Source organism: Kocuria sp. CH-021 (genome assembly GCF_049716185.1).
GTDB classification, from domain to species: Bacteria; Actinomycetota; Actinomycetes; order Actinomycetales; family Micrococcaceae; genus Kocuria; species Kocuria cellulosilytica.
In genome coordinates this window covers 176,825-196,431 of record NZ_JBNAFK010000002.1, presented here as the reverse complement: position 1 = coordinate 196,431, position 19,607 = coordinate 176,825, and the positions used below count along the sequence as shown (strand labels likewise).

Here is a 19,607-nt window from a genome sequence, read left to right as displayed (position 1 = left end):
GAAAGTCCCGCGCCCGGAACGGCTCCGCGGAACGGTCCGGGCGCATCCGCCGGGCCTCGGCCGGGAGGATGCGGGCGCTCCGTTCACCATCCGGTCGGAGGACGACCCGCGTACTGCCCGGGTCGCCGCCGCCCACGACTTCGACGAAGAAGGGCATATACCCGTGGACCTGTTCGAATACCAGGCACGCGACCTGTTCGAGAAGCACGGCGTCCCCGTGCTCCAGGGCATCGTCGCGACCACCCCCGAAGAAGCAAGGGCCGCCGCCGAGAAGATCGGCGGAGTCACCGTCGTGAAGGCCCAGGTCAAGGTCGGAGGCCGCGGCAAGGCCGGTGGCGTCAAGGTCGCCAAGAACGCCGACGAGGCCTACGAGTACGCCCAGCAGATCCTCGGGATGGACATCAAGGGCCACACCGTCCACCGGGTCATGATCGCCCAGGGCGCGGACATCGCCGAGGAGTACTACTTCTCGATCCTGCTGGACCGCGCCAACCGCTCGTACCTGGCCATGTGCTCCGTCGAGGGCGGCGTGGAGATCGAGCAGCTCGCCGTCGAGCGTCCCGAGGCCCTCGCCCGGGTCGAGGTCGTCCCGACCGAGGGCATCACCGAGGCCAAGGCCCAGGAGATCGTCCGCGAGGCCCGGTTCGACGAGGAGACCGCCGCGAAGGTGGCCCCCGTCCTCGTGAAGCTGTGGGACGTCTTCAAGAAGGAGGACGCCACGCTCGTCGAGGTCAACCCGCTCGTGAAGACCGGCGACGGGCAGGTCATCGCCCTCGACGGCAAGGTCACCCTGGACGAGAACGCCGAGTTCCGCCAGTCCGAGCACGCCTCGCTCGCGGACAAGTCCAGCGCCGACCCCCTCGAGGAGAAGGCCAAGGAGCACGACCTCAACTACGTCAAGCTCGACGGCGAGGTCGGCATCATCGGCAACGGCGCGGGCCTGGTCATGTCCACCCTGGACGTCGTCGCCTACGCCGGGGAGAAGCACGGCAACGTCAAGCCGGCCAACTTCCTGGACATCGGCGGCGGGGCCTCGGCCGAGATCATGGCCGCCGGCCTGGACGTGATCCTCAACGACCCGCAGGTGAAGTCCGTGTTCGTCAACGTCTTCGGCGGCATCACCGCGTGCGACGCCGTGGCCAACGGCATCGTGAAGGCGCTCGAGATCCTCGGCGACGAGGAGGACAAGCCGCTGGTGGTCCGCCTGGACGGCAACAACGTCGAGGAGGGCCGGCGCATCCTCGCCGGCGCCAACCACCCGCTGGTCACCCTCGCCGAGACCATGGACGAGGGTGCGGACAAGGCTGCCGAGCTCGCCCACGCCGCCAACTGATCCGCCGACACGGACGAACACTTCTAAGGAACGAACAGCAATGGCTATCTTTTTGAACAAGGACTCCAAGGTCATCGTTCAGGGCATCACCGGCGGCGAGGGCACCAAGCACACCGGGCGCATGCTCGCGGCGGGGACCCAGGTCATGGGCGGCGTGAACGCCCGCAAGGCCGGCACCACCGTGTCCCACCAGGACAAGGACGGCAACAGCGTCGAGCTGCCGGTCTTCGGCACGGTCGCCGAGGCCGTCGAGAAGACCGGTGCGGACGTGTCGATCGTCTTCGTCCCGCCGGCCTTCACGAAGGACGCCGTGATCGAGGCCATCGACGCCGAGGTCCCGCTGGTGGTCGTCATCACCGAGGGCATCCCGGTGCAGGACTCCGCCGAGTTCTGGGCCTACGCCAAGTCTAGGACCGGTGCGGACGGCCAGCAGACCACCCGCATCATCGGCCCGAACTGCCCCGGCATCATCACCCCCGGCGAGTCGCTGGTCGGCATCACCCCGGCCAACATCACCGGCAAGGGCAGGATCGGGCTGGTCTCCAAGTCCGGGACCCTGACCTACCAGATGATGTACGAGCTGCGGGACATCGGGTTCACCACGGCCATCGGCATCGGCGGCGACCCGGTCATCGGGACCACCCACATCGACGCCCTCGAGGCGTTCGAGGCGGACCCCGAGACCGAGGCCATCGTGATGATCGGCGAGATCGGCGGCGACGCCGAGGAGCGCGCCGCGGACTTCATCAAGGCCAACGTGTCCAAGCCCGTGGTCGGCTACGTCGCCGGCTTCACCGCTCCCGAGGGCAAGACCATGGGCCACGCCGGCGCCATCGTCTCCGGCTCCTCGGGCACCGCGCAGGCCAAGAAGGAGGCCCTCGAGGCCGCGGGCGTGAAGGTCGGCAAGACGCCGTCCGAGACCGCCCAGCTCATGCGGGAGATCTTCGAGGGCAAGTGACGCCCCGGGCCCCGGCCCGCTGATCCTGCACGCACCAGGCCCCGTCCACGCACCGTCGTGGGCGGGGCCTGGTGCGTGTCCGGGGCCACGCCGGCGCGCCGCGTGACCGGGCGCCGGCCGGCGCCGGCCACGCCACGACGTGAATAAGACGGTATGTCTTTACAAACTGACCTGATGTCGTATCCTGGTTGTGATCCGGAACACTGATCGACCCGGCCTCCGGCACCCGCCCGGAGCACCGGCCCGGCACCAGAAAGCAGGTCACCATGGCGCAGCAGAACGCGACCCCCCGGACCGTCGACACGGCGGCCCAGCAGAAGAACCCCGTGCTGATCGGCACCGCCCCGGACTCGTGGGGCGTGTGGTTCCCCGACGACCCCCAGCAGACGCCCTGGGAGCGCTTCCTCGACGAGGTGGCCGAGGCCGGCTACTCGTGGATCGAGCTGGGCCCCTACGGCTACCTGCCCACCGACCCCGCCCGGCTCGCCGACGAGCTGGCCCAGCGCGACCTCAAGGTCTCCGCCGGCACGGTCTTCACCGCCTTCCACCGGGGCGCCGCCCAGTGGGACGAGGCCTGGGAGCCCGCCCGCAGGGTCGCCGAGCTGACCGCCGCCATGGGCGGCGAGCACATCGTGGTGATCCCGGCCATGTGGCGCGACGACGTCACGGGCGAGGCCCTCGAGAACGAGCACCTGAGCACCGAGCAGTGGAACGCCCTGTGCACGGGCCACGACCGGCTCGGCAAGGTGCTGCGGGAGGAGTACGGCCTGCAGCAGCAGTTCCACTCCCACGCCGACTCCCACGTGTGCGGCCAGCCCGACATCGAGACCTTCCTCCAGCGCACCGACCCCGAGCTGGTCACCCTGTGCCTGGACACCGGCCACGCCGAGTACGGGGGAGCGTCCTCCGTGGACCTGATCCGCAAGTACCCCGAGCGGATCGGCTACCTGCACCTCAAGCAGATCGACCCGGTGGTCCTCGAGCGCGTGCGCCGGGAGAACCTGACCTGGGCCGCGGCCAACCTGGCCGGTGTCATGGTCGAGCCGCCCGCCGGCCTGCCCGACCTCGCGGAGGTCATCGCGGAGGTGGAGAAGCTGGAGCGGCCGATCTTCGGCATCGTCGAGCAGGACATGTACCCCGTCCCCTCCTTCGACGTCCCGCTGCCCATCGCGACCCGTACGCGCTCCTACCTGCTGGGCTGCGGCTCCCGCACCCGCGTCCGCTGACCCGTCCGCGCACCACAGACCTGGAGAACCGTCCATGAAGATCGCCCTCGATCCCACACCGTTCCACTCGACCCACTCCCTGCTCGAGTTCCCGCGGCTCGCCGCGGACCTGGGCTACGAGTACCTGCAGCTGACGCCGCACGCGGACTTCCTGCCCTTCTTCAACCACCCCAAGGCCGACGACCGGCTCGTCGCGGACCTGCGGACGGCCTGCCGCGACGCCGGGGTGCAGATCGCCTCCGTGCTCCCGGTGCTGCGCTGGTCCGCGCCGGACCCGGACGCCCGGGAGGCGGCCGTGCGCTACTGGAAGCGGGCCGTCAGGATGACCGTGGACCTCGGGGTGCAGCAGATGAACACCGAGTTCCAGGGCCGGCCCGAGCGGGCCGAGGAGTCCGAGCGGGCCTTCTACCGGTCCATGGAGGAGCTGCTGCCCCTCGTCGAGGCCGAGGGCGTGCACATCGCGATCGACCCGCACCCCGACGACTTCGTGGAGCAGGGCCTGGCCGCCTGGCGCGTGATCCGGGGCGTGAACTCCCCGAGCCTCGGCTTCGCCTACGTGGCCCCGCACACCTTCCACATGGAGGACGCCCCGCTGGAGATCATGGCCGCCGTGGGGGACCGGCTGCGCGTGGTCCACGTAGCCGACTCCATGGACCACCACCGCTCGCACGGGCTGCGCTACATCACCAACCCGCCGGGCAGCAGCGCCCGGGTGCACCAGCACCTGAAGATCGGCGACGGGGACGTCGACTGGGACGAGTTCTTCGGCGGGCTCGCGGCCAACGGCTTCCTCGACCGCGAGGACTCCGTGATGGTCTCCTCGGTCTTCGCCGAGAACGAGAACGCGATGGAGGTCTCCCGCTACCAGCTGGAGCAGATGACCGAGCGGGCCGCCGCGGCCCGCTCCCAGCAGCAGAACGCGCAGAAGGCGGAGGCCCACGCATGAGCTACGACGTCGTGACCCTGGGGCGCATCAGCGTCGACATCTACCCCGACGACATCGGCGTCGGCCTGGAGGACGTGACCACGTTCCGCAAGTACCTGGGCGGTTCGCCGTCGAACGTCGCGGTCGCCGCGGCCCGCCACGGCGAGTCCGCCGCGGTGATCACCCGCACCGGCGACGACCCGTTCGGCGCCTACCTGCACCGGGAGCTCACCCGCTACGGCGTGGACGACCGGTTCGTGAGCCCCGTGCCGGGGCTGCAGACCCCCGCCACGTTCTGCGCGATCCGCCCGCCGGAGGACTTCCCGCTGTACTTCTACGGCCGGTTCCCCACGGCCCCGGACCTGCAGATCCGGCCCGAGGAGATCGACGCCGAGGTCGTGCGCGACACGCGCATCCTGTGGTCCACCGTGACCGGCCTGTGCCAGGAGCCCTCCCGCTCCGCCCACTTCGCCGCCCACGAGGCCCGGCCCCGCGAGCAGCTGCGGAACGACCAGCACACGATCCTGGACCTCGACTACCGGCCCATGTTCTGGGAGTCCGAGGAGGACGCCCGCGCGCAGGTGCACGAGCTGCTCCAGCACGTCACCATCGCCATCGGCAACGACAAGGAGTGCGCGGTGGCCGTGGGGGTGGGCACCCCGGACGAGCAGGCCGACCGGCTGCTGGAGGCCGGCGTGCGGATCGCCGTGGTCAAGCTCGGCCCCGAAGGGGTCATGGCCAAGACCCGCGACGAACGCGTGGTCTCGGCTCCCGTCCCCGTGGAGACCGTCAACGGCCTCGGCGCCGGGGACTCCTTCGGCGGGGCCTTCTGCCACGGCATCAACCAGGGCTGGAGCCTCGAGCAGGTCCTGGACTACGCCAACGCCTCCGGCGCGATCGTGGCGTCGAGGATCTCCTGCTCCGATGCCATGCCCACCCCCGACGAGGTCTTCCGGCTGCTGCTCGAGCGCGGCCGCGCCGTTCCCGAAGGAGCCACCCGATGACCACCACGTCCACCCTCGAGCTCGACACGGCCGATCCGCGCCGCTACGAGCACCTGAGCCGGACCCGGCTCGAGGACCCGCGCGCCGTCCAGCGCGCCGCCGACACCCGCCGGCGCCACCCGGGCCTCGTCCACGGCAAGCAGAACTTCGTGGTCGCCGCGGACCACGCGGCCCGCGGCGCCCTGAAGGTCCGCGACGAGCACGACGCCATGGCCGACCGCCGCAGCCTGCTCGACCGGCTGCAGATCGCCCTGGCGAACCACCGGGTCGACGGCGTGCTGGCGTCCCCGGACGTGCTCGACGACCTGCTGCTGCTGGGCGCCCTCGACGGCAAGCTCGTCTTCGGCTCCATGAACCGCGGGGGGCTGCCGGGCCTGGTCAACGAGATCGACGACCGCTTCACTGGCCACACCGCGGCGGCGCTGGACCGGGTCGGTGCCGATGGCGGCAAGATGCTGACCCGCATCTGCTTCGAGTCCCCGGACACCACCTCCGTGCTGGAGAGCACGGCGCGCGCGGTGGACTCCCTGGCGGCGCTCGGGCTGATCGCGATGGTCGAGCCCTTCATCTCCCGGATCACCGACCGGGGCATCGTCAACGACCTCTCCGCCGACGCGGTGATCCAGTCCGTGGCCATCGCCCAGGGCCTGGGCGGGAGCTCCGCGCACACGTGGATGAAGCTGCCCGTCGTCGAGGACATGGAGCGCGTCATGGCGGCCACCACCCTGCCCACGGTCCTGCTCGGCGGCGACCCCAGCGGCCGGCCCGACGAGGTCTTCGCGACCTGGGAGGCCGCCCTGGCCCTGCCCGGTGTGCAGGGCCTGACCGTGGGCCGCACCCTGCTGTACCCCGAGGACGGCGACGTCGCCGGCGCCGTGGCCACCGCCGCGTCCCTGCTCAAGGGGCACCCCGTCGAGGAAGGAGCCGCCCGATGAGCACCCGCACCCTCTCCGTGTCCCAGGCGCTCGTGGAGTTCCTGGCCAACCAGTGGACCGTCGACCGGATCGGCGGCGAGGAGTACCGGCAGCGCACGATCCCCGGGATGTTCGGCATCTTCGGCCACGGCAACGTGGCCGGGGTGGGACAGGCCCTGAAGCAGTACCAGGCCGAGGACCCCACGGTCATGCCCTACTACCAGGGCCGCAACGAGCAGGCCCAGGTGCACCAGGCCGTCGGCTACGCCCGGCACACCCGGCGCCGGGCGACCTTCGCGGTGTCCACCTCGATCGGGCCCGGAGCCACGAACATGGTCACCGGCGCCGCCCTGGCCACCACGAACCGGCTGCCCGCGCTGCTGTTCCCCTCGGACCAGTTCGCCTCCCGGCGGCCGGACCCGGTGCTCCAGCAGCTCGAGCGCCCCGACGCCAACGACATCACCGTCAACGACGTCTTCCGGCCGGTCAGCCGCTACTTCGACCGCGTGTGGCGGCCCGAGCAGCTGTTCTCCGCGCTGCTCAACGGGATGCGGGTGCTCACGGACCCCGCCGAGACCGGCGCCGTGACCATCGCGCTGCCGCAGGACGTGCAGGCCGAGGCCCTCGAGGTGCCGGAGGAGTTCCTCGCGCCCCGCGAGTGGCGGATCCGCCGGCCCGCCCCGGAGGAGGAGGACGTCCGGGCGGCCGTCGCGGCGATCCGCGCGGCCGAGCGGCCGGTGGTCATCGCCGGCGGCGGGGTCCACTACGCCTTCGCGACCGAGGCGCTGCGCGAGTTCGCCGAGGCCACGGGCATCCCCGTCGCCTACACCCAGGCCGGCGTGGGCGTCCTGGACTGGGACCACCCGCAGTGCCTCGGCGCCGTCGGCTCCACCGGCTCCACGGCCTCCAACGCCGTGGTGGCCGAGGCCGACCTCGTGATCGGCATCGGCACCCGGTACGAGGACTTCACCACGGCCTCCCGCACCGCGTTCCAGCACCCGGACGTGCGCTTCGTCAACGTCAACGTGGCCGCGTTCGACGCGTACAAGCAGGGCACGGCCGTGCCGGTCGTCGCCGACGCACGCAAGACCCTCGTGGAGCTGACGAAGGCGCTCGGCGGGTACCGGGTGGGCGCGGACCTCGCGGCGACCGTCGAGGCCGAGAAGCAGCGCTGGGACGCCACCGTGGACGCCGCCTTCGGCGAGCGGCACCTGCCGCTGCCCAGCCAGAACGAGATCATCGGGGCCGTCAACGAGGCCATGGACGAGCGCGACGTCGTCGTGTGCGCCGCGGGCTCGCTGCCCGGCGACCTGCACAAGATGTGGCGGGTCAAGGACCCGTACGGCTACCACGTCGAGTACGCGTTCTCGTGCATGGGCTACGAGATCGCCGGCGGGCTCGGGGTCAAGCGGGCCGCAGTGGCCGAGGCGGACCGGGCCGGAGCGCCCCGGGACGCGCGGGACGTCGTCGTCATGGTCGGGGACGGCTCCTACCTGATGATGCACACCGAGCTCGTCACGGCCGTGGCCGAGGGGCTCAAGCTCGTGGTGGTGCTGATCCAGAACCACGGCTACGCCTCGATCGGCGCCCTCTCGGAGCAGCTGGGCTCCCAGCGCTTCGGCACCAAGTACCGCTACCTCGACGGGGAGCGGCACAGCTTCGACGACGGCTCGACCCTGCCCATCGACCTCGCCACCAACGCCGAGTCCCTCGGGGTGCGGGTGCTGCGGGTCGAGCCCGGCGAGGGCGTGATCGACCGGCTGCAGGCGGCCGTCGCGGAGGCCAAGGCCGTGCCGGAGGGCTCCGGCCCCGTGCTCGTGCACGTGGAGTCGGACCCCCTGATCGACGCGCCCAGCTCCGAGTCCTGGTGGGACGTGCCCGTGACGGGCACCGCCACCCTCGCATCCACCCACGAGGCCCACGAGGTCTACCAGCAGCACAAGTCCCGGCAGCGTCCGCTGCTCGGGGAGTCCAGGAGGAACGCATGAGCCAGCAGACCCAGCAGCAGACCCAGCACGTCGAGCACTTCATCGACGGCAGGCGCACCCCCGGCACCGGGGACCGCACGCAGGAGATCTACAACCCCGCCACCGGGCAGGTGTCCGGCATCCTGCACCTGGCCACCGACGAGGACCTGCAGACCACGGTGGCCGCGGCCCGCAGGGCCGCCGACTCGTGGGGCGACGTCTCCCTGGCCAAGCGCACCGCCGTGCTCTTCAAGTTCCGCGAGCTCGTGGCCGCCCACACCGACGACCTCGCCGCCCTGATCACCGCCGAGCACGGCAAGGTGCTCTCCGACGCCAAGGGCGAGGTGGGCCGCGGCCTCGAGGTCGTGGAGTTCGCCTGCGGCATCGCCGAGCAGCTCAAGGGGGAGTTCTCCGACCAGTTCTCCACCGGCATCGACGTCTACTCCTTCCGCCAGCCCCTCGGCGTGGTCGCGGGCATCACCCCGTTCAACTTCCCCGTCATGGTGCCGCTGTGGATGGCCCCGGTGGCGATCGCCACCGGCAACGCGTTCATCCTCAAGCCCTCCGAGCGGGACCCCTCCCCGTCCCTGCTGATCGCCGAGCTGTGGCAGCGGGCCGGCCTGCCCGACGGCGTCTTCCAGGTCCTGCACGGCGACAAGCAGGCCGTGGACGGGCTGCTGACCCACCCGGACGTCGACGGCATCTCGTTCGTGGGCTCCACCCCGATCGCCCAGTACGTGCACGAGACCGCCACGAAGCACGGCAAGCGGGTCCAGGCCCTCGGCGGGGCCAAGAACCACGCCATCGTGCTGCCGGACGCGGACATGGACTCCGCGGCGGACAACCTCACCGCGGCCGCCTTCGGCTCCGCCGGGGAGCGCTGCATGGCCGTGTCCGTGGCCGTGGCCGTGGGCGAGGCCGCGGACCTGCTCGTGGACAAGCTGGCGGAGCGCGCCAAGGACATCACCGTGGGCAACGGCATGGACGCCTCCTCCGACATGGGCCCGGTCATCACCCCCGCCTCCCGGGACCGCGTGCGCCGGATCGTCACCGCCGCCGAGGAGGCCGGTGCGGCCGTCGTCGTGGACGGGCGCGACCTGATCGTGGCCGACCACGAGAACGGCTTCTTCGTGGGCCCGACCGTCCTCGACAAGGTCCGGCAGGACATGGAGGCCTACGAGGAGGAGATCTTCGGGCCCGTGCTCGTCGTGCTGCGCGTGGACAGCCTCGACGAGGGCATCGAGGTCATCAACGCCAACCCGTACGGCAACGGCACCGCGATCTTCACGTCCTCCGGCGCCTATGCCCGGCAGTTCAAGCGGCGCGTGACCGTGGGCATGATCGGCGTCAACGTCCCGATCCCCGTGCCCGTGGCCTGGCACTCCTTCGGCGGCTGGAAGGCCTCCCTGTTCGGCGACCACCACATCTACGGGCCCGACGGCGTGCGCTTCTACACCCGCGGCAAGGCCGTCACCGAGCGGTGGCCCGAGCCGCACCACGCGTCCGGGGCGTCCTTCGCGTTCCCGTCCTCGGGCGACCACTGAGCCGACCGCACCCGAGCCCGTCCCCGCCGGTCCCGCGACCGGCGGGGACGGGCCCCCAGACCACCCCGCCCTGCGAGGGGCACAGAGAGGACACAGACCATGAACACTCCGTTGCGCGTAGCCGTCGTCGGAGCGGGCCGCATGGGCGCCGACCACATCGACCGGATCCACCACCGCACCACGGGCGCCGAGGTGGCGGCCGTCGTCGACATCGACCGGCCCCGGGCGGAGGCCGCCGTCGCCCACATCGACGGCGCCCTCGCCGGCACGAGCTTCCAGGAGGTCCTGGACCGTGGTGACATCGACGCCGCCCTGATCGCCACCCCGGGGTTCCTGCACGAGGACGTCCTGCTCGCCGTGATCGAGCACGGCCTGCCCACCCTGTGCGAGAAGCCGCTGACCCCGGACGCCGCCTCGGCGTGGCGCGTGGTGCAGGCCGAGGCCGCCGCGGGCCGGAAGCTCATCCAGGTGGGCTTCATGCGCCGCTTCGACGCCGGCTACCGGTCCCTGCGCCGGCTCATCGAGGAGCAGACCTACGGTGAGCTGCTGACCCTGCACCACCAGCACCGCAACCCGACCACCCCCGCGGGCTTCACCAACGAGATGATCATCAACGACTCCGTGGTGCACGAGTTCGACGCGGTGCGCTACTTCACCGGGGAGGAGATCACCTCCGTCCAGGTCCGGATCGGACGCTCCACCCGCAACGCCCCCAACGGTCAGCGCGACCCGCAGCTCGTGCTGATGGAGACGGAGTCCGGGGTGCTCGCCCAGGTGGAGGCGTACGTCAACGCCCAGTTCGGCTACCAGGTGGCCACCCAGGCCTCCTTCGAGACCGGTGTCGTGGGCATCGGCGGGGACACCGAGCCCTACGTCCGCACGGCCGGCACGTGGGGCGGCAGCATCACCCCCGGCTTCGAGGAGCGCTTCCGGGACGCCTACGACATCGAGCTCCAGGACTGGGCCGACGCGGCCGCGCGCGGCGAGCTGGGCGGGCCCTCCGCCTGGGACGGCTACGCCACCGCGGCGTGCTGCGAGGCCGGTGTCCGGGCCCAGGCCAGCGGGGAGATCGTCCCCGTGCAGCTCGAGGAGAAGCCGGAGCTCTACCGGTGAGCCCGCTCCAGCGGTGATCTCCCACCGCTGGGCCCCCGCCCCGGGCCGGTCCCGGAGCCGCCGCGGCGGCTCCGGGACCGGCTTCTCGCTCTCCTGCGCGGACCCTCAGCCGCTCCGGGGCGCCGCGCACGAGCTGCGCAGCACCAGGCGGGGCGTCAGCAGCGCGGTCCGCACCGGGGCCGCCGCCGTCGTCGTCGCCCGCTGCACGAGGCGCTCGGCGGCGGCGGCCCCGACCTCGGCGTTGCGCCCGTCGACGGTCGTGAGCCGCAGCAGGTGGGTGGCCGCCACGGGGGAGTCGTCGTAGCCGATCACGGACAGGTCCTCCGGCACCCGCAGCCCGCTCTCGCGGGCCGCCGCCAGCGCCCCCATCGCCATGGTGTCGTTGGCCGCGAAGACCGCGGTCGTGGCCGGCGCCTCGGCCAGCAGCCGCAGCGCGGCCCGATAGCCGTCCTCCTCCGTGGTGCCGCCCGCGCCGCGCACCACCGGCGCACGCAGGCCCCGCTCCCGGAGCGCGTCCCGGAAACCCCGGGCCCGCAGCTCCGCCGCCCCGCCGTCACCGGTGAGGTGGCCGAGCCGCCGGTGGCCGAGCTCCAGGAGGTGCTCCGTGGCCAGCCGGCCGCCGAGACGGTCGTCGTCCGCCACGACGTCCGCGCCGGGGATCACGCCACGCCGGCTGCCCGCGACCACCACGGGCAGTCCCTCCGGCACGCGCATGGCGGGCGTCGGTTCCGTGGCGATGACCAGGCCGTCGACGCGCATGGCCAGGAAACCGTCCAGCGGGCCGGTCTCCACGTGCGCGTTCAGCGTGTGGTCGGAGACCGCGATGCGGAAGCCGTGCGGGGCCAGCCCGTCCTGCAGCCCCTGCAGGAGGGAGACGAACCAGAGGTTCCGGAAGTCGTCGAGGACCACGCCGATGGTGCGCGTGGCGGCTCCGGCCAGCGCCGCGGCCGCCTGGCTGGGGCGGTAGCCCAGCTGCTCCACCGCTTCCAGGACGGCGGTCCGCCGGGCCTCGGACACGCTGGGGGAGCCGCGCAGGACGAGGGAGACGAGCGACTTGGAGACGCCCGCGGCCCGGGCGACGTCGTAGATGGTGGGCGGGCGGGGCGGACGCGAGTTCACCACAGCATTCTCTCCCATCTTGTCCTGACAAACCTCTTGACCGGGTCCCGAGGAGATCCTACGCTCGTTGGAGCGCTCCAAAATGTGGCCCGGCACACAATGTCCGGCTCCACGGTGCCGCTCTTTCCCGTCTCACCCCGCGCGTTCTCCCCGCATTCCCCGTTCGTCCCGTCCCCGCTCCAGGAGAGAAGCATGACCGACAGCATCGGCATCGCCGTCATCGGCGCCGGCATGGCCGGGCAGGCCCACACGGCCGCCTACCGTGTGGCGCCCACCCTCTACGATCCCGTCCTGCCCCCGCTGCGCTACGTCGCCGTCGGCGACGTCAACGAGACCCTCGGCGGCCACGTCGCCCGCCGCTACGGCTACGAGAAGGCCGTCGGCTCCTGGGAGGCGATCGCGGCGGACCCCGAGATCGACGTGGTCAGCGTCGTCATCGCCAACCGCTTCCACCGCCGGGCGGTCGAGGGCCTGCTGGAGGCCGGCAAGCACGTGCTGTGCGAGAAGCCGCTCAGCGACACCCTCGAGGACGCCCGCGCCATGGCCGCCGCCGCCGAGCAGGCAGAGTCCATCGCCCGGATCGGCTTCACCTTCCGGCGCACTCCCGGCATCGCCGCGATCCGCGACCTGATCCAGGGCGGAACGCTGGGGAAGGTGCTGCACTTCAGCGGCCGGTACTGGACCGACTACGGCGTGAACCCCAAGGCGCCCATGAGCTGGCGGTACCAGGGCGGCCCCGGCTCCGGGGCGCTGGCCGACGTCGGCAGCCACCTGGCCTACGTCGCGGAGTTCCTCTGCGGCGACATCGCCTCCGTGTCCGGCGGACGCCTGGCCACCACCATCACCGAACGCCCGCTGCCGGTGGGAGCGGTGACCGGGCACGACATCGGCGAGGTCAGCGACGTCCACGAGCCGGTCGAGAACGACGACTACGCGGCCTGCTCCGCCGAGTTCGCCTCCGGCGCCGGCAGTCTGGAGGTCTCCCGGGTGGCCGCGGGGCACCCCAACACCCTGACCTTCGAGGTGTTCTGCGAGAAGGGCGCGGCGCGGTTCACCCAGCTGCGCCCGGCCGAGATCGAGCTGTTCCTGCGCGAGGGGCCTGAGGCCACCAACGGCTATCGCACCGTCAACCTCGGCCCCGGGCACCCCTACCTCGGAGGCGGCCTGGCCATGGACGCCCCGGGCGTGGGCTTCGGGCAGAACGACGCCTTCGGCTACCAGGCACGGGCCTTCCTGGAGGAGGTCGCGGGTCTGGACGAGTCCGTCTCGCTGCCGCGCAACGCCTCCTTCGACGACGGCGTGCACAACATGGAGGTCCTGGCTGCGGCCGTGGAGTCCGCCACCAACAACGGAAAGAAGGTCGTCCTGTGAAGCTCGGCGTCTACAACGCAATCCTGCACGACCGCCCCCTGCCCGAGGCCCTGAAGGTCATTGCCGACCTCGGCCTGACCGGCATCGAGATCAACACGGGAGGTTTCCTGCCGGCCGTCCACGTCCCGGACATGGACGAGATCCTCGTCAGTGACGCCGCCCGCGACGACTACCTGGGCGTCTTCGAGGGCACCGGCGTCTCGATCGCCGGCCTCAACTGCAACGGCAACCCGCTGCACCCCAAGCCGGCGATCGGCGAGAAGCACGCCGAGGACATCCGCCGCTCCATCCGGCTGGCCGAGCGGCTGGGCCAGGACCGCGTGGTGACGATGTCCGGGCTGCCCGGCGGGGAGCCCGGGGCCACGGTGCCCAACTGGATCGTCAACGCCTGGAACTCGGCCTCCCTGGACGTGCTGGACCACCAGTGGGGCCTCGTCGCGGACTTCTGGCGGGAGACCGACCGGATGGCCGCCGACCACGGCGTCAAGGTGGCCCTGGAGCTGCACCCGCAGAACGTCGTGTTCAACACCGCCGACGTCCGCAAGCTCATCGAGCTGACCGGCGCCACCCATGTGGGGGTGGAGCTCGACGCCTCGCACCTGTTCTGGCAGCAGATGGATCCGGTCGCCGTGGTCCGCGAACTCGGCCCGCTGATCTTCCACGCGGCGGCCAAGGACGTGCGGATCAATCGTGAGAACGCCGCGCTCTACGGCGTCCTGGACAACAGCTTCCGCCGGCTCGGCCCCGAGGAGGAGCGCACCAACCTCGGCGGCGACGAGTGGGCCAACGAGTGGCCGACGGATTCCGCCTGGGACTTCGTGGCGCTCGGGCGCGGCCACGACACCGCGTACTGGGCGGAGTTCCTCGCCGCCCTGCACGAGGTCGACCCGGACATGGCGGTCAACATCGAGCACGAGGACGTGTCCCTGGGGCGGATCGAGGGGCTCGAGATCGCCGCGGGCGTCCTGAAGGACGCCGCCGCGTCCGTCCCCGCCCTGCGCTGACCGCGGCCGCCCCTCCGGCGGGTCCCCTCCGGCTCCGGAGGGGACCCGCCCGCTGTCCGGAGGGGACCCGCCTGCGCTCCGGGGCTGCCGCCGCGGCCCTCCGTCCCGGAGCCGGCCGCGGGACGGAGGGCCGCGCGGCTAGAGCTCTCCGGTGAGGAACTGGGCGGTGCCCAGGCCGAAGGACCAGTCCTCGCGGGTGTTCTCGGTGACGGAGACGATGAGGTCCTGCGGGTCCAGGCCGGTGCGCTCCTCGAGGCGGTCGGCCAGGGCGCGGTACATGGCCTGCTTCTGGGCCTCGCTGCGGCCCTGCTGGGTGACCTGGACGACCACGAGGTCGTCGGTGCGGGTGTAGCCCAGCCCGGTGTCCTCGGCGATGATCTGCCCGGGCCGGTGCTCGGTGATGATCTGGTAGCGGTCGCGGGGCGGGGCGGCGAAGGTGTCGAGCATCACGTCCTGGACGGTGTCGGCGAGCTCGCGGAGCTGGGCGGGGGAGCGGCGGTCCTGGACGACGTCGATGCGCACGAGGGGCATGGTCGGAGCCTTTCGTTCGGTGCGGGCGGGAGGGGTGGGTGCGGTGCCGGGCGGTCCTGCAGGGGTGGTCCGGACGGTGCAGAACTCTGCTATGAGAATTTGACCATATGTCAGGACATATTGGAAGAGTGCACGGCATGCCCGACGACGCCGTGGACGCGGCGCCCGGTCAGCCCCGGCGTGCGGACCGAGCACCCCGGGGCGGCCGCTCGGTGACGTGTGCGGCCGCCGTGGGGGAGAGCCGCAGGGCACCGAGCAGGGGCACCAGGAGCAGGGCGGCCACGGCCACGAGGGCGGCACGGTGCGGGAACAGTTCGCCGGTCCCGGGGAGTGCGTCCGCGGTGGCCGCGGACAGCTGCAGGACGAGCGCGCCCAGGGCGATCCCGAGCCCGGTGGCCAGCTGCGCGCTGGTGGCGGACAGGGCGTTGGCGGAGGAGAGCTGCTCCGGTCCCACGTCCGCGAACTGCAGGGAGTTGTAGGCGGTGAACCCGACGGAGCGCAGCGCCCCGCTGAGCAGCAGGAGGCCGGTGACGAGCCACAGGGGCGTTCCCGGGGTGAGCAGGGCGAGCGCTGCCACGGCCGCCGCGCCGCCCGCGACGGAGCCGACGAGGACGGTGCGGAACCCGAACCGGCGCAGCAGCGGAGTGGTCGCGGGCTTGACCCCCACGTTGCCCACGAACACCGCGGTCACGAGCAGTCCGGACTCCACGGGCGAGCGGCCGAAGCCGTCCTGGAGCAGCAGCGGCAGCAGGAACGGCACCGAGCTCACGGCCGCCCGGTAGGCGAGGCCGCCCGAGTTGGCCGCCCGGTAGCCGGGGATCCGGTAGACCCGCAGGTCCAGCAGGGGGTTCTCGGTGCGCAGCAGCCACCGGACGGCCACGGCCCCGCTGAGCGCCGCGGCGCCGAGCAGGACGACGGCGGCGCCGGCCCACTGCCGGTGCGGCAGGAGCTCCAGTCCGGCGACCAGACCGAACACGGCGGTCGTGCACCAGAACAGCCCCGGCACGTCGAGGGGTCGCGGCTCGGTCCCGGTGTCGCGGACGAGCCACAGCGCCGCGACGAGGGCCGCCGCGCCCACCGGGACGTTGACCAGGAAGATCCAGTGCCAGCTCGCCCAGGACGTCAGCAGTCCGCCCACGAGCGGTGCGAGCACGGGCGCGAGCAGCGCGGGCCACGTGATCCAGGCGATCGTCCGCAGCAGGTCCCGCCGGTCCGTGGCGCGCAGCACGATGAGCTGCCCGACCGGGACCATCAGGGCGCCGCCGAGCCCCTGCAGGGCCCGCCCGGCCACCAGGGCCGGGAGGCTGCCGCTCACCGCGCACAGCACGGAGGCCAGCGTGAAGACGGCGATGGACGTGCAGAACACCCGCCGGGGGCCGAAGCGGCCCGCGAGCCATCCGCCCACGGGGATGAACGCGGCCACGGTGACGAGGTAGACGGTCATCGTGAGGCCGACCTCGGCGCTGCCGACGCCGAGGTCGGCCGCGATCCGCGGAGCCGCCGTGACGAGGATCGTGCCGTCGAGGTGCTCCATGAACAGCACCGCCGCCACGAGCAGACCGAGCCGGCGGCTCCACGGGGGAGGGCCCGCCGGCTCGGCCCCGGGGCGGGCCCGGGCGTGGACGCCCGGACGGGACGCCGCGGAGCCGCTCAGCGGCCGAAGGGCAGCCGGGGGTCGACCGCCGACTCGTCCCAGGTCCGGCGGATCCAGCCGTGGTGGGGGTCGTCGCTGATCAGCCACTCCCGCACCCGGCCGGGGCCGGCCATGACGTTGAGGTAGTACAGGTCGTAGCCGGGGGTCGCCATGGCGGGCCCGTGCCAGCCGTAGGGCACCAGGACGACGTCGCCGGAGCGCACCTCGGCGCTGACGTCGATGGGCCGGTCGTCCGAGGCGTAGACGCGCTGGTAGCCCATCGGATCGGTGCCGTGGCCCTCCGGGGCGGGCATGCCCTCGGCGAGCTGCGTCTCGAAGTAGTAGATCTCCTCCAGCGCCGTCTCCCCGTCCTTCTCCTCGTCGTGCTTGTGCGGCGGGTAGGAGGACCAGTTGCCCGAGGGGGTGAGCACCTCGCACACGATGAACCGGTCGGCCTCCAGGGCCGCGGGCGTGCCGAAGTTGTGCACCTGGCGCGAGCAGTTCCCCGCCCCGCGCAGCTCCACCGGGATCTCGTCGCGGCTCACGAGCCGCGTCGGGTGCTCCGCACGGGCGGGCGCCGAGGCCACGGCCACCCGGCCGCCGGTCGGGGTGGACACGGTCAGGTCCCGGCCGATCCCGGTGTAGAGCACGTCGGTGGGGCCGGCGAAGACGGACGAGCGGCCGGCGAGGTCGTAGCTCTCCCCGCCCGTCTCCGCCGTGAAGCTGCCCGTGAGGGGCACCACGATGCGCTCCTCCTCCGCGGCGTCCAGGCTGATCCGCTCGCCCGGGCCGAGGTCGGCCACGCGCAGGCCCGTGTGGGCCCAGCCGGGGACCTCGGTGGTGGAGTCGTGGCCGCCCAGGGAGACGAACCAGCCGTCCTGGGCGGCGGAGTCCTTGGGATGGACCCAGTCGGGGCGGGAGCTGTCGGTGTGCATGAGTGGGTGTGCCTTCCGGTGTCGTCGTCGTGCGGTGGTTCCGGGCCGGAGCGCCGGCGCTCAGCGCTGGACGAGGGTGAGCTCGAACGTGTACTTGTCGGCCCGGTACACGTGCCGGCCGGTCTCGACCTGGCGGCCGAGGTCGTCCATGGCCGTGCGGTGCATGCTGACCAGCGCGGCCCCGGGCTCCACCCCCAGCTGCTCCGCCTGGAACTCGTCGGCCGAGACGGCGCCCACCCGCTGGTGGGCCAGCTGGAAGTTGACGCCCTGTCCGCGCATCAGCGAGTACAGCCCCTCGTTCTCGAGCTGCTCGCGCGTGAGCTCGCAGAGCCCGCACGGGATCCAGTTCTCCATGAGGGCCAGCGGCTCGCCGTCCGTGCTCCGCCGGCGCACGAGGTGGTAGACCTCGGCGCCCGGGGCGAGCCCGAGCAGCAGCGCCACCTCGTCGTCAGCGGGGACCCGGGCGAAGTCCAGCACCGTGGTGCTGGGCCGGCCCCCGCTGCGCTGGAGGTCCTCGTGCAGGCTGGTCAGCTCGAGCGAGCGCCGGACCTGGCTGCCCACCACCTGGGTGCCCACCCCGCGCTTGCGCACCAGCAGCCCGGCGCGGACGAGCTGGTCCATGGCCTTGCGCATGGTGGGGCGGGACAGGTTGAGCCGGTTCGCGAGATCGATCTCGTTGTCCAGCTTGGTGCCCGGGGGCAGCTCACCGCTGCGGATGGCGTCCTCGAGCCCCTGCGCCACCTGGTGGTAGAGGGGCACGGGGGAGGTCTTGTCGACCGTGAGGTGGAGCGGGCCGGACATGGGGACCTCCAGGGGCGGGACCGTGCGTGCAGGACTGCGGACGCCCTCCATTGTGGCCGATGGAATGTGTGCATGTCCATACAATGTGTTGACATTGGTGAGCCGGGTCACCCAGGATGAACCGCGGGCCGGTCCCGGTCCGACCCCCGTCCCGCGAGAGGACCCCTGCCATGACCGTCCGGATCGGACTGATCGGCGCCGGCCGCATCGGCGCCATGCACGCCGCCAACCTCGCCGCCCTGCGCACTCCGGAAGGCGCTCCGGCGGTGCGGCTGAGCATCACGGACGCCGTGCCCGAGCAGGCGGCCGCCGTGGCCGCCCGGACGGGGGCGGCCCTGCGGCCCACGGTCCGGGCGCTGCTCGACGACGGCGTGGACGGCCTCGTCGTGGCGACCGGCACGGCCTCCCACCCGGAGCTGATCCGGGCCGGGCTGCAGGCCGGGCTGCCGGTCTTCTGCGAGAAGCCCGTGGCGCTGTCGGTCGAGGAGGCGATGCCCCTGCTCGACGAGATCGAGCGCGTGCAGGGCGTGGTGCAGATCGGCCACCAGCGCCGCTTCGACCCCGGCTACGTCCGCGCCCGGGAGCTCCACGCCTCGGGGGCGCTGGGGTGGTTGCACACCGTGCGCGCCGTGACCGGTGACATGACCCCGCCGCCCGTGGAGTTCCTCGCGACGTCGGGCGGGCTGTTCCGGGACTGCTCCGTGCACGACGTCGACGTCCTCCGGTGGATCACGGGCCGGGAGGTCACTGAGGTGTACGCCCGCGGGTCCAACCGCGGGGACCCCCGGATCGGCGAGGTGGGCGACGTCGACACCGCGCTCGCCGTGCTCACCCTCGACGACGGCACGGTGGCGACCGTGGCCGCGACCCGCTACAACGGGGCGGGCCACGACGTGCGGCTCGAGCTGCAGGGCTCCCAGGGCTCGGTGGCCGTGGGGATGGACGAGCACATGGCCATGCGCTCGGCCGAGCCGGGCGTCGGGTTCCCCGCGGGGCCGCCGCACACGACGTTCCACGACCGCTTCGCCGAGGCCTACCGCCGGGAGATGGCCGCCTTCGTGCAGGTGGTGCGCGGGGAGATCCCGAGCCCCTGCACGGCCCGGGACGCCGTGGCCGCCTCCCGGGTGGCCGATGCCGCCCAGCGCTCCCTCGAGACGGGCGCCGCCGTCCGGGTGGAGCCCCTCGAGGCGGCCCCCGGGGCGGGACGGGCGGCCGGCCGCCGGTGACCG

17 protein-coding genes are annotated in these 19,607 nt (G+C 72.5%); 12 read left to right on the top strand and 5 right to left on the bottom strand.

Annotation, left to right across the window (positions count from 1 at the left end; genetic code table 11):
- Window positions 1-163: 163 nt before the first annotated feature.
- The 9 genes from sucC to ACPYN7_RS02135 all read left to right on the top strand — a co-directional run bounded on the left by sucC (window position 164) and on the right by ACPYN7_RS02135 (window position 10,984).
- Window positions 164-1,333, top strand: coding sequence for an ADP-forming succinate--CoA ligase subunit beta (sucC, locus tag ACPYN7_RS02175; RefSeq protein WP_058874307.1), 1,170 nt, complete (start codon window positions 164-166; stop codon window positions 1,331-1,333).
- A 40-nt stretch (window positions 1,334-1,373) separates the two neighbouring features.
- Window positions 1,374-2,291, top strand: a complete 918-nt coding sequence (gene sucD / locus ACPYN7_RS02170; protein WP_058874308.1) for a succinate--CoA ligase subunit alpha — start codon at window positions 1,374-1,376, stop codon at window positions 2,289-2,291.
- A 266-nt stretch (window positions 2,292-2,557) separates the two neighbouring features.
- Window positions 2,558-3,517 (top strand): sugar phosphate isomerase/epimerase family protein, encoded by a 960-nt coding sequence (locus ACPYN7_RS02165; RefSeq protein ID WP_058874309.1) that lies wholly within the window; start codon window positions 2,558-2,560, stop codon window positions 3,515-3,517.
- A 34-nt stretch (window positions 3,518-3,551) separates the two neighbouring features.
- On the top strand, window positions 3,552-4,463 hold the full coding sequence (locus tag ACPYN7_RS02160) for a sugar phosphate isomerase/epimerase family protein (RefSeq protein WP_058874310.1): 912 nt from the start codon (window positions 3,552-3,554) through the stop codon (window positions 4,461-4,463).
- The gene (gene iolC / locus ACPYN7_RS02155; RefSeq protein WP_058874311.1) at window positions 4,460-5,446 is read left to right on the top strand and encodes a 5-dehydro-2-deoxygluconokinase; all 987 of its coding nucleotides are present in this window, start codon (window positions 4,460-4,462) and stop codon (window positions 5,444-5,446) included. Before ACPYN7_RS02160 ends, iolC begins: the two co-directional genes overlap by 4 nt.
- Complete coding sequence (locus ACPYN7_RS02150; RefSeq protein WP_424346556.1) at window positions 5,443-6,381, top strand: Cgl0159 family (beta/alpha)8-fold protein; 939 nt, start codon at window positions 5,443-5,445, stop codon at window positions 6,379-6,381. The genes iolC and ACPYN7_RS02150 overlap by 4 nt, the downstream gene beginning before the upstream one ends.
- On the top strand, window positions 6,378-8,348 hold the full coding sequence (gene iolD / locus ACPYN7_RS02145; RefSeq protein ID WP_058874313.1) for a 3D-(3,5/4)-trihydroxycyclohexane-1,2-dione acylhydrolase (decyclizing): 1,971 nt from the start codon (window positions 6,378-6,380) through the stop codon (window positions 8,346-8,348). Before ACPYN7_RS02150 ends, iolD begins: the two co-directional genes overlap by 4 nt.
- Entirely contained in the window at window positions 8,345-9,871 is a 1,527-nt protein-coding gene (locus tag ACPYN7_RS02140) for a CoA-acylating methylmalonate-semialdehyde dehydrogenase (RefSeq protein ID WP_424346555.1), read from the top strand. The genes iolD and ACPYN7_RS02140 overlap by 4 nt, the downstream gene beginning before the upstream one ends.
- Window positions 9,872-9,970: 99 nt before the next feature.
- On the top strand, window positions 9,971-10,984 hold the full coding sequence (locus ACPYN7_RS02135) for a Gfo/Idh/MocA family protein (protein ID WP_424346554.1): 1,014 nt from the start codon (window positions 9,971-9,973) through the stop codon (window positions 10,982-10,984).
- Between the two features lie 105 nt (window positions 10,985-11,089).
- Here the strand turns inward: ACPYN7_RS02135 and ACPYN7_RS02130 are convergent, their stop codons facing one another.
- Complete coding sequence (locus ACPYN7_RS02130; RefSeq protein ID WP_424346553.1) at window positions 11,090-12,121, bottom strand: LacI family DNA-binding transcriptional regulator; 1,032 nt, start codon at window positions 12,119-12,121, stop codon at window positions 11,090-11,092.
- A gap of 174 nt (window positions 12,122-12,295) precedes the next feature.
- Here ACPYN7_RS02130 and ACPYN7_RS02125 point away from each other — a divergent pair, with 174 nt between their 5' ends.
- Window positions 12,296-13,474 carry a Gfo/Idh/MocA family protein gene (locus tag ACPYN7_RS02125; protein ID WP_424346552.1) on the top strand — a complete coding sequence of 393 codons (1,179 nt, stop codon included), beginning with the start codon at window positions 12,296-12,298 and terminating at the stop codon, window positions 13,472-13,474.
- Window positions 13,471-14,478, top strand: a complete 1,008-nt coding sequence (locus ACPYN7_RS02120) for a sugar phosphate isomerase/epimerase family protein (protein WP_424346551.1) — start codon at window positions 13,471-13,473, stop codon at window positions 14,476-14,478. Before ACPYN7_RS02125 ends, ACPYN7_RS02120 begins: the two co-directional genes overlap by 4 nt.
- A 138-nt stretch (window positions 14,479-14,616) precedes the next feature.
- Here ACPYN7_RS02120 and ACPYN7_RS02115 read toward each other — a convergent pair whose 3' ends face one another.
- The 4 genes from ACPYN7_RS02115 to ACPYN7_RS02100 form a co-directional block, all read right to left on the bottom strand.
- The gene (locus ACPYN7_RS02115) at window positions 14,617-15,009 is read right to left on the bottom strand and encodes a tautomerase family protein (protein WP_058874319.1); all 393 of its coding nucleotides are present in this window, start codon (window positions 15,007-15,009) and stop codon (window positions 14,617-14,619) included.
- A gap of 169 nt (window positions 15,010-15,178) precedes the next feature.
- Window positions 15,179-16,561 (bottom strand): MFS transporter, encoded by a 1,383-nt coding sequence (locus ACPYN7_RS02110; protein ID WP_424346550.1) that lies wholly within the window; start codon window positions 16,559-16,561, stop codon window positions 15,179-15,181.
- A gap of 98 nt (window positions 16,562-16,659) precedes the next feature.
- Window positions 16,660-17,577 (bottom strand): 5-deoxy-glucuronate isomerase, encoded by a 918-nt coding sequence (gene iolB / locus ACPYN7_RS02105; protein ID WP_424346549.1) that lies wholly within the window; start codon window positions 17,575-17,577, stop codon window positions 16,660-16,662.
- A gap of 60 nt (window positions 17,578-17,637) precedes the next feature.
- Window positions 17,638-18,378 carry a GntR family transcriptional regulator gene (locus ACPYN7_RS02100; RefSeq protein WP_424346548.1) on the bottom strand — a complete coding sequence of 247 codons (741 nt, stop codon included), beginning with the start codon at window positions 18,376-18,378 and terminating at the stop codon, window positions 17,638-17,640.
- Between the two features lie 170 nt (window positions 18,379-18,548).
- Here ACPYN7_RS02100 and ACPYN7_RS02095 point away from each other — a divergent pair, with 170 nt between their 5' ends.
- On the top strand, window positions 18,549-19,604 hold the full coding sequence (locus ACPYN7_RS02095) for a Gfo/Idh/MocA family protein (protein ID WP_424346547.1): 1,056 nt from the start codon (window positions 18,549-18,551) through the stop codon (window positions 19,602-19,604).
- The last annotated feature ends 3 nt before the right edge of the window (window positions 19,605-19,607 follow it).

Excerpts from the sequence above, each read along its gene's own strand:
- ACPYN7_RS02125 (WP_424346552.1), top strand. The coding sequence starts at position 12,296 with ATGACCGACAGCATCGGCATCGCCGTCATCGGCGCCGGCATGGCCGGG.
- ACPYN7_RS02115 (WP_058874319.1), bottom strand. The coding sequence starts at position 15,009 with ATGCCCCTCGTGCGCATCGACGTCGTCCAGGACCGCCGCTCCCCCGCC.
- ACPYN7_RS02100 (WP_424346548.1), bottom strand. The coding sequence starts at position 18,378 with ATGTCCGGCCCGCTCCACCTCACGGTCGACAAGACCTCCCCCGTGCCC.
- ACPYN7_RS02130 (WP_424346553.1), bottom strand. The coding sequence starts at position 12,121 with ATGGGAGAGAATGCTGTGGTGAACTCGCGTCCGCCCCGCCCGCCCACC.
- sucD (WP_058874308.1), top strand. The coding sequence starts at position 1,374 with ATGGCTATCTTTTTGAACAAGGACTCCAAGGTCATCGTTCAGGGCATC.
- iolD (WP_058874313.1), top strand. The coding sequence starts at position 6,378 with ATGAGCACCCGCACCCTCTCCGTGTCCCAGGCGCTCGTGGAGTTCCTG.
- ACPYN7_RS02135 (WP_424346554.1), top strand. The coding sequence starts at position 9,971 with ATGAACACTCCGTTGCGCGTAGCCGTCGTCGGAGCGGGCCGCATGGGC.
- iolB (WP_424346549.1), bottom strand. The coding sequence starts at position 17,577 with ATGCACACCGACAGCTCCCGCCCCGACTGGGTCCATCCCAAGGACTCC.
- iolC (WP_058874311.1), top strand. The coding sequence starts at position 4,460 with ATGAGCTACGACGTCGTGACCCTGGGGCGCATCAGCGTCGACATCTAC.
- ACPYN7_RS02150 (WP_424346556.1), top strand. The coding sequence starts at position 5,443 with ATGACCACCACGTCCACCCTCGAGCTCGACACGGCCGATCCGCGCCGC.
- ACPYN7_RS02160 (WP_058874310.1), top strand. The coding sequence starts at position 3,552 with ATGAAGATCGCCCTCGATCCCACACCGTTCCACTCGACCCACTCCCTG.
- ACPYN7_RS02140 (WP_424346555.1), top strand. The coding sequence starts at position 8,345 with ATGAGCCAGCAGACCCAGCAGCAGACCCAGCACGTCGAGCACTTCATC.
- ACPYN7_RS02165 (WP_058874309.1), top strand. The coding sequence starts at position 2,558 with ATGGCGCAGCAGAACGCGACCCCCCGGACCGTCGACACGGCGGCCCAG.
- ACPYN7_RS02095 (WP_424346547.1), top strand. The coding sequence starts at position 18,549 with ATGACCGTCCGGATCGGACTGATCGGCGCCGGCCGCATCGGCGCCATG.